This is a genomic window from Alphaproteobacteria bacterium (genome assembly GCA_017308135.1).
Lineage (GTDB): Bacteria > Pseudomonadota > Alphaproteobacteria > CACIAM-22H2 > CACIAM-22H2 > Tagaea.
This window is the reverse complement of record JAFKFM010000007.1, coordinates 80001-95891: the sequence shown is the minus strand read 5'-3', so window position 1 is coordinate 95891 and position 15891 is coordinate 80001. Positions and strand designations below refer to the sequence as shown.

Here is a 15891-nt window from a genome sequence, read left to right as displayed (position 1 = left end):
CGGAAAGCGATTCGGCTATTCCGGCGGCCGAAGGAGAGTCTTCCGCCCGAAGATGGCCCGAATACGGCGAAATTTTCGCGGATTCTCGGCTTTTATAGCGCCGCGACGCCGATCTCGCCGGCGATGGCGTCGAGTTCCTTGCGCAAGGCGGCGTGAATTCTCACGCCATGCTCGGCGGCATCGGCAAGCCGCCCGCCCCGCCCTTCGCCGGGAATGCGCACGGGATCGTGGCCGGGCAACGGCGCGGACGCTTTCAGTTCCGCGAATACCGTGCGGCACGCGGTCTCGAACGCGGCGACGCCGACCAACGCGCCGATATCGATCGCGGCGACGAATTGGCCGGTGTTCGTGGCGCTCTTCGTATCCTTGGTGAAGTCGACGACGTTCGACCCGAACGCCGCCCCGTTCAACACGCCCGCGAGCAAGCCGATCGCCAGCGACAAGCCATAGCCCTTGGCGCCGCCGATCGGCAGCAGGAACCCATCGTCGCGTTTGGCGGGATCGGTCAGGGGCTTGCCGTCGCGGCCGACCATCCAGCCTTCGGGCATTGATTGCCCGCGCTGGGCGAGCGTCTTGATCTTGCCCATCGCCGCGACGGTCGTCGCCATGTCGAGCACGAAAGGATCCGGCCCGCCGCTGGGCGCGCCGATCGCGATCGGATTGGTGCCAAGCAAAATATCCGTGCCGCCGAACGGCGCCACATGGTTGGCGCTGCCCACGGCGGCGCACAGGCCGACCATCTTCGCTTCGGCTTGCGGGCGCACGTAAAGCGCCGCCGGCCCGGCGTGATTGCCGCCGCGAATGCCGACCCAACCGATGCCGGCGACCTGCGCCTTCTCCATCGCCAGGCCGCAGGCGTGGCGCATCGCCAGATGGCCGAGCCCGTTATCGCCGTCGATCAGCGCGGTCGCCGAGGTTTCGGACACCACGGAAATCCGCGCGGCGGGATTGCAGCCGCCGTCGCGCAAGCGATTCACGTATTGACGCAGGCGGAACACGCCATGCGTGTCGTGGCCCAGCGCATCGGCCTCCGCCATCAGATAGGCGACGCTGCGCGCGTCCGCCTCGGGCACGCGCAGCGCCACGAACACGCGCGCGAGGAACGCTTCCAGTTCCCCGCGCGGAACGCGGGCCGGTTCAGCCATCGCCGCCGACGACGCGGTCCTTGTGCCAGAACACGAAGCGGCGCTGGATCCAGACCACGAGACCGAACAGCGTCATGCCGACGATGCTGAGATAGATGATCAGCGAAAAGACGCGCGGCGTGTTGAGCTGGGTGGCCGCCACGCGGATCAATTCGCCGAAGCCGCGCCCGCCGCCCAGGAATTCGCCGGTGATGGCGCCCGCCATCACGCCGACCGCGCCGATCTTCAAGCCCGTGAAGATCTGCGGCAGGCCGGTGGGCAGCTTCATCTTGAACAAGGTCTGCCAGCGCGAAGCGCCCATCGTCTTGAACAACATACGCGCGTTGGTGTCGGCGGCGTGCAGGCCGGCGGCCGTGCCCACGACGATCGGGAAGGTCGCGATGAACGCGGCCAGCGCCACTTTCGACGCGATGTCGAAACCGAGCCACGAGATGAACAAGGGCGCGAAGGCGACCTTGGGCATCGTGTCGATCGCGACCAGATAGGGCATCACCGCCCGTTCGCCGAAGCCGGTCTCGCCGACCAGAATGCCGAGCGAAAAGCCGATCGCCATGGCGAGGGCGAAGCCGTAGATCACTTCCTTGATCGTGACCCACAGCGCCGCGAGCATGTATTCGCCGCCGATCAGATTGCGCCCGACGAAGACGATATCGCGCAGAGTTTCGCCCGGCGTGGGCAGAATGATCGGCGAGACGACGCCCAGGCGCGTGACCATTTCCCACAGGCCGAAAAACACGGCGGCGAGGAAGATCATCGCGATGGCGCGGGGCACGCGATCGTACCACGGGATCGTTTCGGCCCAGATCGTGTCGGCGCCGGAATCCGCCGGGGTCGCGGTGTTGGCGGGAGCCGTCATTTGAACGCCTCTTTGTCCAGGCGGCTGCGGATGCGTTCGACCAGCGCGCCGAATTTCGGCGTCGTGATCATGTCGAGCGTGCGCGGGCGCGGCAGATCGATCGCCACTTCCTCGGCGATATGCCCGGGGCGTGGGCGCATGACGTAGACGACGTCCGACAAAATCACCGCCTCGGGGATCGAGTGGGTGACCAGGAACGCCGTCGCCGCGCGCGAGGCGCAGATACGCTGCAATTCCATGTTCATGAAATCGCGCGTCAGCTCGTCGAGCGCCGAGAACGGCTCGTCGAGCAGCAGCACGGCGGGTTCGGTGATCAGCATCCGGCAGATCGCGGCGCGCTGCGCCATGCCGCCGGAAAGCTCGCTCGGGTAGTTCTTCTCGAAGCCTTTGAGGCCGACGAGGTCGAGCAAGGCCCGCGCGCGGTCGTGGGCGGCCTTCGCCGCGTCGCGACCGTCGCGGATCTCGATCGGCAGGACGATGTTCTCCAGCGTGGTGCGCCAGGGAAACAACGTCGCTTGCTGGAACATCATGCCGATGTCACGCCGCGCACCCGTGACGGGTTGTCCTTGAAGGACAACCCGCCCCGAGCTCGGGGGGATGAGGCCCGCCATGATCTTCAGCAAGGTCGATTTGCCGCAGCCGCTCGATCCGATCACCGACGAGAAGCTGCCTTGGCGCAGGGTAAGATTGATCCCTTCCAACGCCACGATGGCGTTGCGCGCATAGGTCTTGCCCACGTTCGTAAGCTCGTAGACGGTCTTGCCGACCGGCTCCGGCGGCGGCGCGGGCGCGAAGGCCACGGCTCCCGACATCAGCGGATCCCGGCGTTCCACGCCGCCACGAACTGGTTCGTGAAGGCGGCGGAAAGGTCGGGCAGCGGCGCTTTCAGATCGCCGGTTTCGATCAGGCTCTTCTGCCATTCCGCCCACACTTCCGGCGGCTGATAGCCAAGGCCCTTCGACGCGTCGATCGGGATCGTCTTCGACATGACCGCGTCGAACAGCGCCGAGGCGAACGCCGGATCCTCGCTTTCCTGCGGGTTGCCGGCCTTCATATGCGCCAGCACCTTGGCCTTGTTCTCCGCCTTCAGCGCGAAGGCGTGGCCGCGCGCGAAAGCCCGGCCGAATTTGGTGACGAGGTCGGGATTGTTGCGCACCGTTTGGCCCATCGTCACCAGGCCGTTGCCGAAGAACGACTGGTATTCGACCGGCGTCAGGTCGCGCACCTTCATGCCGCGATGATTGAGGATCGCGGCATCGGCGGTCGAGGCCGCATAGGCCGAGATGTCGTTGCGCTGGAACGCGGCCGTGGCCGGGCCGCCGTCGCCGACGGTCAGGAACTTGAAGTCGGTGCCTTCGGTAAGGCCCGCCCCGCGCAGCACGTTGCGCGCGAAGCCCACTTCCGCGCCGTCGGCCGTCCCCACGCCGATCGTCGTGCCCTTGAGGTCGGCGGGCTTTTGATAGTTCGAGCCTTCGCGCACGACGACGCCGAAATTCGTACGTGCCGCGACGTTGTAGATGAACATCACATCCACGCCGCGCGCGCGGGCCGCCAGCACGGGCCCCGGGCCGGGGCGGCCGAACTGCGCTTGGCCGGCGGACAAGGCTTGGAGCACCGGCCCCGAACCGTTGATCGATTCGACGCGGACATTCAGGCCTTCCTCGCGGTAATAGCCTTCGCCGATCGCGACGAAGACGGGGAAGGAATTGATCGCCGACGGACTCGGCTGAACGAAGGTGACGTTCTGCGCCTGCGCGGCGGCGCGGAACGAAACGGCGGGTGCGGCGATTGCGGCGGCGGCGCCGGCGAGAACGGTCCGGCGGCCAAACGCATGTCGTGTCGACTTGCTCATGACGTTCCTCTCCTTCAATTCGTTATTGTTGTTCGTTGGACGCGCCGGCCGAAATCGGCCGGGCGTTTCTCACGCGGCGCTCGAGGCGGGGGCCTGCGCCGTCGCGAAACCGTTGGAAAGCTTGCCGATGCCGTCGATTTCGCATTCGACGACGTCGCCCTGCTTCAGGAAACACGGCGGGTTCATCGCGTAACCCACGCCCGACGGCGTGCCGGTCGCGATCAGATCGCCCGGCTCCAGCGTCAAGCCTTCGGACAGCGAGGCGATCAGCGTCGGGATATCGAAGATCATCGCCGACGTATTGCCGTTCTGACGCAACTCGCCGTTCACCCGCAGGCGAATGCCGAGATTGCCGGGGGACTTCACCTCGTCGGCCGTGACGATATGCGGGCCCATCGGGCACGAGCCGTCCAGGCCCTTGCCCTTGAAATACTGGCCGCCATGGCGGCGCTGCACGTCGCGCGCGGTCACGTCGTTGACGATCGTGTAGCCGTAGACATGCTCGAACGCGCGCGCGCGGGGAATATCGCGGCCCGGTTTGCCGATCACGACGGCGAGCTCGACCTCGTAATCGATTTGCGCCGACAGATGCGCGAACAACGGCACCGTCTCGCCCGGGCCGACCACGGCGGTCGCGGGCTTGGTGAAGAACACCGGATGTTCGGTGATGCCGACCTTGATGTTTTGCGCGCGCTCGCCCTCGGCGATGTGCTCGGCGTAATTGCGGCCCACACAGAACACGTTCTTCGCGGTGCGCGGCAGCGGCGCGGCGAGTTCGATCTTCGCCGCCGGCACGATCGCGGCGCCCAGCGACGCCGCCTTGGCGGTCAGCATGCGCACGGCGTCGAGGCCTTGCGCGCCCGCTTCGATCAAGCGTTGCATCGACGCGAAATGGTCGGCGGGCGACGACGTCGCGCGCGCGGCGGCGGCCAAACGCAACGCCGAGCCATCGGCCAAAATCGCCGCGCATTCCAATAGACCGTTGTGCCGAATCGTCGCGAGACGCATCGTCGAATTTCCTCCCGTTAGCGCGCGGGCATTTTCGCCACCCGTTGTTGTATGTATATTGGGGTGCCGAAGAAGAACTGAAAAGACGGCTTGGTTAACCAATTGGGAGATTGGTGGTCGTGTCCGAAAACCATTCGATCGGTTTGACCGAACGTTTGCGCCGCCACATCCAGGACGGCGGATACGAGCATAATCAACGCCTTCCGCCCGAGCGCGAGCTATGCGGCGATTTCGGCGTGTCGCGCGGGGAACTCAGAAAGTCGCTCGCGGAGCTGGAGAACGACGGGTTGATCTGGCGCCATGTCGGACGCGGCACGTTCATCGGCGCAAGGCCGGTGATCAACATGGACGACGTCGCCTATCTCGAGCAGCTCGCGCGGCCGATCAAGGTGATCGAGGCGCGCATGGCGATCGAGCCGGAGCTCGCGCGCCTATCCGTGGCGCACGGCACGAAGGCGGATTTCGACGAAATCGCGATGTGCGCGCGCCGTTGCCGCGAGGCGAAGGATTGGCGCACCTACGAGGCGTGGGACAACAAGTTCCACCTGGCGATCGCCAAAGCGACGCACAACAAGGTGCTGTTCCATCTGTTCGAAACGCTGAATGTGGTGCGGCGTTCGATCGCCTGGGGACAGTTGCGCGCGTCGAAAGCGCCGCCCCGCAATCACGCCAGCTTCGCCGAACACGACGCGATCATTGCCGCCATCGCGTCGCGCGACGCGGTCACGGCCGCGTCGCTGATGCGGGCACACCTCAAATCGGTGCGCGACCGCGTGCTGCCGGCGCTGGGGGTTTGACCCCCGCAACGCCGGCACGCGTTTCGTTCAGACCACGTCGACTTTCAGCGTGCCCACGCCGTCGATCGTCGCCTCCATCGTGTCGCCCGCGACCACCGCCGCCACGCCCGAGGGCGTGCCGGTCATGATGATGTCGCCGGCCTTCAACTCGAAATACTCCGACAGATACGAGATCATTTCCGGCACTTTCCAGATCATCTGGTTCATGTCGCCGGTTTGCTTGACCTTGCCGTTGACCTTCAACTCGACCTTGCCCGACGACGGGTGGCCGATCTGCGACGCGGGCACGAAGGCGCTCATCGGCGCCGAACGCTCGAAGGCTTTGCCGATTTCCCAGGGGCGGCCCATATCCTTGGCGATGCCCTGCAGATCGCGGCGCGTCATGTCGAGACCGACGGCGTAGCCCCAAACATGATCGAGCGCCTTGTCGATCGCGATATTGGTGCCGCCCTTGGACAGCGCCACGACCAATTCGATTTCGTGATGCACGTCCTTGGTCTTGGTCGGATACGGGAACTTGCCCGTGAAATCGATGTTGTCCGGGTTCTTCTGGAAAAAGAACGGCGGCTCGCGGTTGGGATCGTGCCCCATCTCGATCGCATGGGCCGCGTAGTTGCGGCCGATGCAGTAGACGCGGCGGACCGGGAACAGCTTGTCGCTGCCCTTGACGGGGGCGGCGTTCACGGCCGGCGGATCGATGATATAGGCGGGCATCGTTCGGCTCCTGGATGATTTCGCGGGCTTTTCAGTTATCGCGTTTCCGGCGGCGGATCAATTTGCCGGAACGCAAGGCAGCCTAACCAATTCGTCGATTGGGTTTGACCGTCAACGTATCGCGACGTCGAGCCGCGCGCGCAAGGCCGCGTCGTCGAGCCCCGCGATTTCGACCATTTTGAGCCGCGATTGGGGCCCACGCGCCAGCGTCACCGCCGATTTCGGCAGGTCGAGTGCCTTCGCTAGAAATTTAACTAGCGCTTCGTTCGCCTGGCCTTCGATCGGCCGGGCGCGCACGCGCACTTTCAACACTGCGCGGCCCGACGGATCGGCATCCCAGCCGTCGATCCGGTCGGCGGACGCACCGGGCTGAAGCTTGATCGCCAGCGACGTCATCGCGCGGCGCGGAACTCGGCGAGCAGGCCCGCGACGGAGTCGGGCGCCTCCAAACTCGGCAGATGGCCGAGCCCCGGCAACATCTTCAGTTTCGCGCCCGGAATCGTCGCCGCCAAATGCCGGCAGCGCGCTTGAATATGCGGGAAGTCGAGATCGCCGCACAGGACCAGCGCCGGCAACGCGATATCGGCTAGGCGATCGTAATTTGGTGCCACGTCGATATCCTTGCCCGCCGAGCGGATGGCTTCGTTCATCGCGAAGAACGTCGCACGCGCCGCACCATCCACACGGTTCTCGGCCGATAGCGCGCCATCGAGCCAAAGCCGCGCCTTCAACTCGATGCTGGCGGGCTGAATCGCCATCAAGGGCGCGATCTCCAGCGGATAGACGGGATCGGATCCGCCGGTGACGGAAGGTGCGATCAACACGATCCCCCGCAAGCGTTCGGGAAAGCGCAACGCGGCATCGATGACGATCCGCCCGCCTTGCGAACAGCCGACCAGTACGGGCTTCCGGCCGCCTGCCTGGGCATCGATCAAGGCGGCGAGATCGTCGGTCGACGAATGATCTTCGACCGGTGCCGTCGTTTCGCCGAAGCCGCGCCGGTCATAGGCGATCGTGCGATGCGTCGCGGCGAGAAGCGCGGCCGTGTCGCGCCACATCCGCCGGTCGGCGACGGCGGCGTGGAGAAAAATCACCGGATCGCCCGAACCGGCGATTTCGGCGGCGAGCACGGCGTTCCCGGATTTGATTTTCGCAATCTCGACCATGGGGCGAGGATAGCGCAACGGCGCGTATCGGCGCAGGTAAGTTGTCAATCCGGCGGGGTTTGGATTAGATTGCCCGCATGTCCGATTCCCAAGGGAAGAAGCTGCCGTTCCGGCGCTTCCATCATCGCTGCCGTGGACCTGTGTTCGCCCCGCGCTTGATCTCGCGGGGCTGACAAGGGAACGCGCCGTCGTCTCGTCGTCAGCCTTTTTCGGGCGCAGGTCGCTGCGCCATTCCGGCTCGATGAGACCACAATGTCCCTTCTCTCCGTCAAAGACCTTTCCCTCACCCGCACCGAAACGCTTTTCGCGGGCCTCGATTTCTCGATCGCGCAAGGCGACCGCCTCGGTCTCGTTGCCGCCAACGGACGCGGCAAATCTTCGCTGCTGCGCATTTTGGCGGCGGAGGAGGAAGCGACCGCCGGCGCCATCACGCGAATGCGCGGCCTGACCGTCGCCTTCGCGCCGCAAGATCCGCCCGCACGGCTTTTGAGTTTCGGCTTTCGCGACGGCGTGCGCGATGCCCTCGCCCCCGAAATCGCCGAAGCCGAAGCCTGGCGGATCGACGTTCTGCTGGATTCGCTCGAAGTGGATCCCGCTCTTCGCGACCACCCGATCGGCGCGCTCTCGGGCGGCTGGCAGCGCAGCTTGCTGCTCGCGCGCGCGGCCATCGTCGAGCCCGATCTGCTGCTGCTGGACGAGCCGACGAACCATCTCGATATCGGCCGGATCGGCGTGCTCGAACGTTTCCTTGCCGCCCTGCCCGGCAGCTGTGCGGTGATCGCCGCCAGTCACGATCGCGCCTTTCTCGACAGCGCGACCAGCCGCACTTTGTTTTTGCGTCCGGCGGCGAGCGAGGTTTTCGCGCTGCCTTATTCGCGTGCGCGCACGGCGCTGGACGAGCGTGATGCGGCACGCGATCGGCAGTTCGAAAACGACATGCGCAAGGTCAAGACGCTGCGCCAGCAAGCCGCGAAGCTCAAGAATATCGGCGTCAATTCGGGGTCCGATCTGCTTGTCGTGAAGACCAAGCAGCTGTCCGAACGCGCCGACAAGCTCGAAGCGCGCGCGCAACCGGCGCATCGCGAGCGCTCGGCCGGGGCGATCCGCCTTGCCAATAGCGGCACGCACGCCAAAGCGCTGGTGACGATCGACGAGACGATCATCGCCACGCCGGACGGACGGCCGTTGTTCCGCACCGGCAAACTGCGGATCGGCAACGGCGATCGGATCGTGCTGCTCGGCGCCAACGGGACCGGCAAAACCCGGTTGATCGAAAGGTTGCGCGCGGCCCTGGCCGGCGGCGATCCGAACATCCGCGCGGCCGCAAGCCTCAAGCCCGGCTTTTCCGACCAAGCGCTATCCCAGCTCGACGCGTTCGCCACACCGTGGGCGGCGGTGAAGCAGGCGAGCGATTTGGCCGACGCGCAAGCGCGTTCCCAGCTTGCGGCATCGGGGATCGGCATCGATGCGCAAACCGCGCCGCTGGCGCGGCTTTCCGGCGGCCAGCGCGCCAGGCTCGCGATGCTGCTCTTGCGCCTCGCCCAGCCGAATTTCTATCTGTTGGACGAGCCGACCAACCATCTCGATATCGAAGGACAGGAGATGTTGGAGGACGAATTGGTCGCGCAAGGCGCCGCCTGTCTTCTGGTCAGTCACGACCGGGCCTTCGTGCGCAACGTCGCGACGCGGGTTTGGACGATCGCCGGCAAGCGGTTGATCGAGGTCGACGACCCGGAGCCGATCATGGCCGAACTGAGCGGCTAGACGATGCCCGCGAGATGCCGGATCGGGCGGCCGGGTGCGATGGCTTGCGCGGCGCGCAGGATCGCTTCGGCATCGATACCGTAATGGCGGTAGAGATCGGCGATCGTGCCGGTCTGGCCGAACGAATCGACGCCCAGCGCGCGCACACGATGCCCGGCAACGGCGCCGAGCCAACCGAGCGTGGCCGGGTGTGCATCGGCGACAGTGACCAGCGCGCAATCGCCGGGCACAGCGGCGAGCAAGCGTTCGATGGGGGCGAGCGCATCCGCCTGCCCCGCTTCGCGCGCTTGGCTCGCACGCGTCCATTCGGCATGCAGGCGATCGGCCGAGGTGACGGCCAACAAGCCAACATCGCGCCGGTCCTCGGCGAGCAGCCCGACCGCCGCGATCGCTTCGGGCGCCACGGCGCCGGTATAGGCGATCACCACGCGCGCGGACGGGCCCGGCGGGCGCAGCCAGTAGCCGCCTTCGACGATTTCGGCCGCGCGAGCCGCGTCGATCTGGCGCATCGGTTGTTCCAGCGCGCGCGAGGACAGACGCAGATAGACCGAGCCGCCATCCTTACCGTCGCGCTGCGCATACTCGAACGCGAAGCGCAGGATTGCGGCCAGCTCGTCGGCGAAGGCGGGTTCGTAGGACAGCAAACCGGGCTGGGACATGCCCACCAGCGGCGTGCCGATCGATTGATGCGCGCCGCCTTCGGGGGCGAGCGTGATGCCCGAGGGCGTGGCGACCAGAATGAACCGCGCATCCTGATAGCAGGCGTAGTTGAGCTGATCGGCACCACGCAGGATGAAGGGATCGTAGACCGTGCCGATCGGCACGATACGCTCGCCGAACAGCGACGCGGTCAAGCCGAAGGCCGACAGCGCCAGAAACAGATTCGATTCGGCAATGCCGAGCTCGACATGCTGGCCGTCGGGCGATCGGTCCCATTTGAATGTCGACGGAATACGCTGGGTGCGGAACAGATCTTCCGCCGCTTCGCGCGCGAAGAGTTTACGCCGATTGACCCAGGGCCCGAGATTGGTCGAAACGGTCACGTCGGGCGACATCGTCGCCACGCTATCGGCGAATTCGCTGTCGCCGCGGCCGAGTTCGTTAAGCATGAGCCCGAACGCCGCCTGGGTGGAGATCGTCTTCTCCGCCGGCGGCGCGATCGCCGGCACGTCCAAGACCGGGGCCGTATAGCGACGCATGCCCTTCGCGGCGAAGGGAACCGCATCGAGGAAGCGCTGCAACGCCTTGGCGCCGGTCGCGAGACCTTCGAACTTCTCCCATTCCTGGCCTGGGCGAATGCCGCACGCCGAACGGAACGCATCCATCTGCGCATCGGTCATCAAGCCGGCGTGATTGTCCTTGTGCCCGGCGAGCGGCAGACCCGCACCCTTGATCGTGTAGGCGATGAAGCAGACCGGCCGGTCGTGGGTGCGCGCCTTCGCGAACGCGTCGAGCAAGCTCGGCAAATCGTGGCCGCCGAGATTGGTCATCAAGCGCGCCAGCGCGTCGTCGTCATAGGAAGCGATCAGACTTGCGAGCGCGTTGTCGCCCGTGTGATCGGCGAGCAGGCGCTGGCGCCACGCAGGCCCGCCTTGATAGGTCAGCGCGGAATAAAGCTCGTTCGGGCAATTGTCGATCCAGGCGCGCAGCGTCGCGCCGCCGGGCTTGGCGAACGCCGCTTCGAGCAGCGCGCCGTATTTGAGCACGACGACATCCCAACCGAAGGTCGCGAACACGCTTTCCAAACGCGCGGCGAGACCTTCATGGATCACGCCGTCGAGGCTTTGGCGGTTGTAGTCGACCACCCACCAGGTGTTGCGCAGCCCATGTTTCCGGCCTTCGACCAAGGCTTCGTAGATATTGCCTTCGTCGAGCTCGGCGTCGCCGACCAAGGCCACCATCTTGCCGTCGGGCAGGTCGGCGGCCCGGCCCTTCGCCTTCAGAAAATCCTGCGCGATCGAGGCGAACACGGTTTGCGCCACGCCCAAGCCGACCGAGCCCGTCGAGAAATCGACGTCGTCGATATCCTTGGTGCGCGAGGGGTAAGATTGCGCACCGCCGAAGCCGCGAAAGTTTTCGAGCTTCGCCCGCGTTTGATGGCCCAAGAGATATTGGATCGCGTGGAAGCACGGACTGGCATGCGGCTTCACGGCGACGCGATCTTCGGGGCGCAACGCGTCGAAATAGAGTGCCGTCATGATCGCGGCGAGCGAGGCCGACGAGGATTGATGGCCGCCGACTTTCAGCCCGTCCGGATTCGCGCGCAGGCGATTCGCGTTGTGGATCGTCCAGCTCGACAGCCACAGCACTTTGCGTTCGAGATCGCGCAGAATTTCCAGCCGGTCCGCCATGGGGGCCTCCTCCGATGGAAGGATGAAGCCACCGATTCGCCGGAATTAATTTGCCATTTCAGCCAAGAAGACGGAGCTTATTGGCATAATCTGCCAATACGAGGCCGAAATGACCGCGACCGAGCTCGACGCGATCGATTTGAAGATCCTGAAAGCGCTGCAGGAAGACGGCAAGCTCACCAACAACGCGCTGGCCGAGCGCGTGGGCCTGTCGCCCTCGCCCTGCCTGCGCCGGGTGAATCTATTGGAGGAGAAAGGCGTCATCGCGCGCTACGTGGCGCTGGCCGACTCGGCCAAGCTGGGCTTGCCGGTGAACGTGTTCGTGCGCGTGACGCTCGATCGGCAGATCGAGGAGAATCTCGACGCGTTCGAGGTCGCCGTCACCAAGCGCCCCGAGGTGATGGAGTGCTATCTGATGACCGGCGAATCGGATTACCTGCTGCGAATCGTCGTGCCGGATCTCGCGGCCTATGAGCGATTCCTCAAACAGCATCTGACGCGCATTCCCGGCGTCGCGAACATAAGATCGAGCTTCGCGTTGAAACAGGTGCGCTATCAGACGGCCCTGCCGCTTGCGCATCTGCGCCCGGCCGCCGGCTGATCAATCGCGACTCCGAAAAGCAAAAACCCCGATGCCGCGAGGCACCGGGGTTTTTCGATTTGGTTGCGGGGACAGGATTTGAACCTGTGACCTTCAGGTTATGAGCCTGACGAGCTACCGGGCTGCTCCACCCCGCGTCAAAATCGTATCTCCCAAAAACAAACGCCCACCGAGGTGGGCGCTGTTAGGGAACATGTCGAAGAGGGTATGCGGTTAGCAGTGCGATGTAGCTCTATTCTTCTTGCGATCGCTCCGATGAGAAGGCTCGGCGGCGACTTACTCTCCCATGCCTTGAGACATAGTACCATCAGCGCTGAGAGTTTTCACGGCCGAGTTCGGAATGGGATCGGGTGGAGCACCTCTCGCTAAGACCACCGAGCCGTCCCATCGGAACGAGCAAGAAAAACAGAGGGTATCGCGTGTGTCGGATGGAGAATTCAAGCGCAAGCGCTGGCTTCCGTGACCCGGAAGCCGGGGCCCCTTGGACGGGGGCCTCGACGCTGCGTGCGAAACTGCGACGACGGAGGAGATCAAGCCTATCGGACTATTAGGACCAGTAAGCTCAACGCATTGCTGCGCTTACACACCTGGCCTATCAACGTGGTGGTCTTCCACGGTCCTCAGGGATACCTGGTTTCGAGGCGAGTTTCCCGCTTAGATGCATTCAGCGGTTATCTCTTCAGCACATAGCTACCCGACTGTGCCGCTGGCGCGACAATCGGTACACCAGAGGTGCGTCCATCCCGGTCCTCTCGTACTAGGGACAGCTCCTCTCAAGTATCCTACACCCACGGCAGATAGGGACCGAACTGTCTCACGACGTTCTAAACCCAGCTCACGTACCACTTTAATCGGCGAACAGCCGAACCCTTGGGACCTGCTCCGGCCCCAGGATGTGATGAGCCGACATCGAGGTGCCAAACGACGCCGTCGATATGGACTCTTGGGCGTCATCAGCCTGTTATCCCTAGAGTACCTTTTATCCGTTGAGCGATGGCCCTTCCACATGGAAACCACCGGATCACTATGGCCGACTTTCGTCTCTGCTCGACCTGTCGGTCTCGCAGTCAGGCGGGCTTATGCCATTGCACTCGAGGGCTGATTTCCGACCAGCCTGAGCCCACCATCGCGCGCCTCCGTTACTCTTTGGGAGGCGACCGCCCCAGTCAAACTGCCCACCACGCAGGGTCCTTAGCCCGGATAACGGGCCGAAGTTAGATATCAGAAACCGTAAGGGCGGTATTTCACCGGTGCCTCCATCAGAGCTGACGCCCCAACTTCATTGGCTCCCGCCTATCCTACACATCCAGTTCCTAATACCACTGCGAAGTTGCAGTAAAGGTTCATAGGGTCTTTCCGTCTAACCGCGGGTACTCCGCATCTTCACGGAGAATTCAATTTCACTGAGCCGGTGCCGGAGACAGTGGGGAAGTCGTTACGCCATTCGTGCAGGTCGGAACTTACCCGACAAGGAATTTCGCTACCTTAGGACCGTTATAGTTACGGCCGCCGTTTACCGGGGCTTCGATTCAAGCCTTGCAGCTCTCCTCTTAACCTTCCGGCACCGGGCAGGCGTCAGACCCTATACGTCCTCTTACGAGTTCGCAGAGCCCTGTGTTTTAAGTAAACAGTCGCTACCCCCATTTCTGTGCCACCCGACAAAGCTTGCGCTAAGCCGGGTCTCTCTTATCCCGAAGTTACGAGAGCAATTTGCCTAGTTCCTTCGACACCGTTCTCTCAAGCGCCTTGGTATATTCAACCAACCCACCTGTGTCGGTTTCGGGTACGGCCTATACGCTGGGGCTATTTCCTGGAAGACTTGACCGGCCCGCGGAATCCAATAACCGCGAACAAGCTGCCATCTCCGTCAACACCCAGCAGGCCCAGGAATATTAACCTGGTTTCCATCGACTACGCCTTTCGGCCTCGCCTTAGGGACCGGCTTACCCTGCGCGGATTAACCTTGCGCAGGAACCCTTGGGTTTTCGGCGACAGGGTTTCTCACCCTGTTTATCGTTACTCATGTCAGCATTCTCACTTCCGATACCTCCAGCAGACCTGACGGTCCACCTTCACAGGCTTACGGAACGCTCCGCTACCGCGTGCTTGCGCACACCCGTATCTTCGGTGCCTAGCTTAAGCCCCGTTACATTTTCGGCGCAGGACAGCTTGACCAGTGAGCTATTACGCTTTCTTTAAAGGATGGCTGCTTCTAAGCCAACCTCCTGGTTGTCTAAGCCGTCCCACATCCTTTACCACTTAGCTAGGACTTGGGGACCTTAGATGACGGTCTGGGCTCTTTCCCTCTCGGCGACGGACCTTAGCACCCGCCGCCTGCCTGCCGATCTGTACTCCTCGGTATTCGGAGTTTGGTTAGGTTTGGTAAGGCTTGCGCCCCCCTAGCCCATCCAGTGCTCTACCCCCGAGGGTAATCAATCGACGCTCTACCTCAATAGATTTCGCGGAGAACCAGCTATTACCGGCCTTGATTGGCCTTTCACCCCTAGCCACAGGTCATCCCCTGCTTTTTCAACAGAAGTGGGTTCGGTCCTCCAGTGCGTGTTACCGCACCTTCAACCTGCCCATGGCTAGATCGACCGGTTTCGGGTCTAATCCTAGTGACTACTCGCCCTATTCAGACTCGCTTTCGCTGCGCCTACGCCTATCGGCTTAAGCTCGCCACTAAAACTAACTCGCTGACCCATTATACAAAAGGTACGCCGTCACGGGACAAGCCCGCTCCGACTGCTTGTAGGCATCCAGTTTCAGGTCTATTTCACTCCCCTCATCGGGGTGCTTTTCACCTTTCCCTCACGGTACTTGTTCGCTATCGGTCGGTAAGGAGTACTTAGGCTTGGAGGGTGGTCCCCCCATCTTCAGACAGGATTTCACGTGTCCCGCCTTACTCAAGGATCTCTGCGCTTTCTACCCGTACGGGGCTATCACCCTCTATAGCCGCCCTTTCCAGAGCGTTCCGGTTCTTACGCAAAAATCACTGGCCTGGTCCGCGTTCGCTCGCCACTACTAACGGAGTCTCGGTTGATGTCCTTTCCTCCGGGTACTGAGATGTTTCAATTCCCCGGGTTTGCTTCCACGCCCCTATGTATTCAGGACGGGATCATCCTTGCGGATGGGGTTGCCCCATTCGGAAATCCACGGATCAACGATCGCTCGCATCTCCCCGTGGCTTATCGCAGCGTGCTACGTCCTTCATCGCCTCTTACCGCCAAGGCATCCACTAAATGCCCTTGTCACGCTTGATCTCTTAGTCGTCGAAGCAGATCACAATCCGAAGACCGCAACCTACGTCTATGTCGTCGTTAAGTGCGCTGGCCTAGGCGACCAACACGCACTCGCTCAGTTTCGCACGCAGAGTCGAAGCTCCCGAACCGGTCTTGCGACCAGGTCGAAAACCCAAGCTCTACGCGCTTGAATTCTCCATCAGACACGCCGGTACATTCCTTCGGCAACCATCACTAATCGCCGAACCGCTTCACATACCCTCGGCTTCGGTGCCTGCGATCGCTCGCATCACCGTTGCGTTCGGGTACGTTCCACAAGAACGTACCAACATACCCTCTTCACCATGTCAAACAGCACAGGATATCAGCCAGCGAACCCGGGAGACCTTGCGGTC

General features: G+C 63.4%; 12 protein-coding genes, 1 tRNA gene and 2 rRNA genes. 3 read left to right on the top strand and 12 right to left on the bottom strand.

Annotated features, from left to right (window positions below):
• Positions 1-92 precede the first annotated feature (92 nt).
• The 5 genes from J0H39_04900 to J0H39_04880 form a co-directional block, all read right to left on the bottom strand.
• The gene (locus J0H39_04900) at positions 93-1145 is read right to left on the bottom strand and encodes an Ldh family oxidoreductase (GenBank protein MBN9496069.1); all 1053 of its coding nucleotides are present in this window, start codon (positions 1143-1145) and stop codon (positions 93-95) included.
• A complete protein-coding gene (locus J0H39_04895; protein ID MBN9496068.1) occupies positions 1138-2001 on the bottom strand; it encodes an ABC transporter permease in 864 nt (287 codons plus the stop codon). The genes J0H39_04900 and J0H39_04895 overlap by 8 nt, the downstream gene beginning before the upstream one ends.
• The gene (locus J0H39_04890) at positions 1998-2813 is read right to left on the bottom strand and encodes an ABC transporter ATP-binding protein (protein ID MBN9496067.1); all 816 of its coding nucleotides are present in this window, start codon (positions 2811-2813) and stop codon (positions 1998-2000) included. Before J0H39_04890 ends, J0H39_04895 begins: the two co-directional genes overlap by 4 nt.
• Complete coding sequence (locus tag J0H39_04885) at positions 2813-3853, bottom strand: ABC transporter substrate-binding protein (GenBank protein ID MBN9496066.1); 1041 nt, start codon at positions 3851-3853, stop codon at positions 2813-2815. The genes J0H39_04890 and J0H39_04885 overlap by 1 nt, the downstream gene beginning before the upstream one ends.
• Positions 3854-3922: 69 nt before the next feature.
• Entirely contained in the window at positions 3923-4861 is a 939-nt protein-coding gene (locus tag J0H39_04880; GenBank protein MBN9496065.1) for a fumarylacetoacetate hydrolase family protein, read from the bottom strand.
• Between the two features lie 119 nt (positions 4862-4980).
• On the opposite strand from J0H39_04880, the gene J0H39_04875 reads away from it, so the two are divergent.
• The gene (locus J0H39_04875; GenBank protein MBN9496064.1) at positions 4981-5658 is read left to right on the top strand and encodes a FadR family transcriptional regulator; all 678 of its coding nucleotides are present in this window, start codon (positions 4981-4983) and stop codon (positions 5656-5658) included.
• A 27-nt stretch (positions 5659-5685) separates the two neighbouring features.
• On the opposite strand, the gene J0H39_04870 is transcribed toward J0H39_04875, so the two are convergent.
• The 3 genes from J0H39_04870 to J0H39_04860 form a co-directional block, all read right to left on the bottom strand.
• The gene (locus J0H39_04870; GenBank protein ID MBN9496063.1) at positions 5686-6372 is read right to left on the bottom strand and encodes a fumarylacetoacetate hydrolase family protein; all 687 of its coding nucleotides are present in this window, start codon (positions 6370-6372) and stop codon (positions 5686-5688) included.
• 111 nt (positions 6373-6483) lie between these two features.
• Complete coding sequence (locus J0H39_04865) at positions 6484-6768, bottom strand: DUF167 domain-containing protein (GenBank protein ID MBN9496062.1); 285 nt, start codon at positions 6766-6768, stop codon at positions 6484-6486.
• Entirely contained in the window at positions 6765-7538 is a 774-nt protein-coding gene (locus J0H39_04860; GenBank protein ID MBN9496061.1) for an alpha/beta fold hydrolase, read from the bottom strand. Before J0H39_04860 ends, J0H39_04865 begins: the two co-directional genes overlap by 4 nt.
• 252 nt (positions 7539-7790) lie before the next feature.
• On the opposite strand from J0H39_04860, the gene J0H39_04855 reads away from it, so the two are divergent.
• Positions 7791-9302, top strand: a complete 1512-nt coding sequence (locus J0H39_04855) for an ABC-F family ATP-binding cassette domain-containing protein (GenBank protein MBN9496060.1) — start codon at positions 7791-7793, stop codon at positions 9300-9302.
• Here J0H39_04855 and J0H39_04850 read toward each other — a convergent pair.
• Positions 9299-11653, bottom strand: a complete 2355-nt coding sequence (locus J0H39_04850; GenBank protein MBN9496059.1) for a transketolase — start codon at positions 11651-11653, stop codon at positions 9299-9301. The genes J0H39_04855 and J0H39_04850 overlap by 4 nt on opposite strands.
• A 109-nt stretch (positions 11654-11762) precedes the next feature.
• Here J0H39_04850 and J0H39_04845 point away from each other — a divergent pair, with 109 nt between their 5' ends.
• On the top strand, positions 11763-12254 hold the full coding sequence (locus J0H39_04845) for an Lrp/AsnC family transcriptional regulator (protein MBN9496058.1): 492 nt from the start codon (positions 11763-11765) through the stop codon (positions 12252-12254).
• 60 nt (positions 12255-12314) lie between these two features.
• Here the strand turns inward: J0H39_04845 and J0H39_04840 are convergent.
• The 3 genes from J0H39_04840 to J0H39_04830 form a co-directional block, all read right to left on the bottom strand.
• Positions 12315-12391, bottom strand: a tRNA-Met gene (locus tag J0H39_04840).
• A gap of 126 nt (positions 12392-12517) precedes the next feature.
• Positions 12518-12633: ribosomal RNA gene (gene rrf, locus J0H39_04835) — 5S ribosomal RNA — on the bottom strand.
• 147 nt (positions 12634-12780) lie between these two features.
• Positions 12781-15517 (bottom strand): 23S ribosomal RNA (locus tag J0H39_04830).
• Positions 15518-15891 lie beyond the last annotated feature (374 nt).

Coding starts and splice junctions, on each gene's coding strand:
- J0H39_04900 (MBN9496069.1), bottom strand. CDS start 1,145: ATGGCTGAACCGGCCCGCGTTCCGCGCGGGGAACTGGAAGCGTTCCTC.
- J0H39_04895 (MBN9496068.1), bottom strand. CDS start 2,001: ATGACGGCTCCCGCCAACACCGCGACCCCGGCGGATTCCGGCGCCGAC.
- J0H39_04890 (MBN9496067.1), bottom strand. CDS start 2,813: ATGTCGGGAGCCGTGGCCTTCGCGCCCGCGCCGCCGCCGGAGCCGGTC.
- J0H39_04885 (MBN9496066.1), bottom strand. CDS start 3,853: ATGAGCAAGTCGACACGACATGCGTTTGGCCGCCGGACCGTTCTCGCC.
- J0H39_04880 (MBN9496065.1), bottom strand. CDS start 4,861: ATGCGTCTCGCGACGATTCGGCACAACGGTCTATTGGAATGCGCGGCG.
- J0H39_04870 (MBN9496063.1), bottom strand. CDS start 6,372: ATGCCCGCCTATATCATCGATCCGCCGGCCGTGAACGCCGCCCCCGTC.
- J0H39_04865 (MBN9496062.1), bottom strand. CDS start 6,768: ATGACGTCGCTGGCGATCAAGCTTCAGCCCGGTGCGTCCGCCGACCGG.
- J0H39_04860 (MBN9496061.1), bottom strand. CDS start 7,538: ATGGTCGAGATTGCGAAAATCAAATCCGGGAACGCCGTGCTCGCCGCC.
- J0H39_04855 (MBN9496060.1), top strand. CDS start 7,791: ATGTCCCTTCTCTCCGTCAAAGACCTTTCCCTCACCCGCACCGAAACG.
- J0H39_04850 (MBN9496059.1), bottom strand. CDS start 11,653: ATGGCGGACCGGCTGGAAATTCTGCGCGATCTCGAACGCAAAGTGCTG.
- J0H39_04845 (MBN9496058.1), top strand. CDS start 11,763: ATGACCGCGACCGAGCTCGACGCGATCGATTTGAAGATCCTGAAAGCG.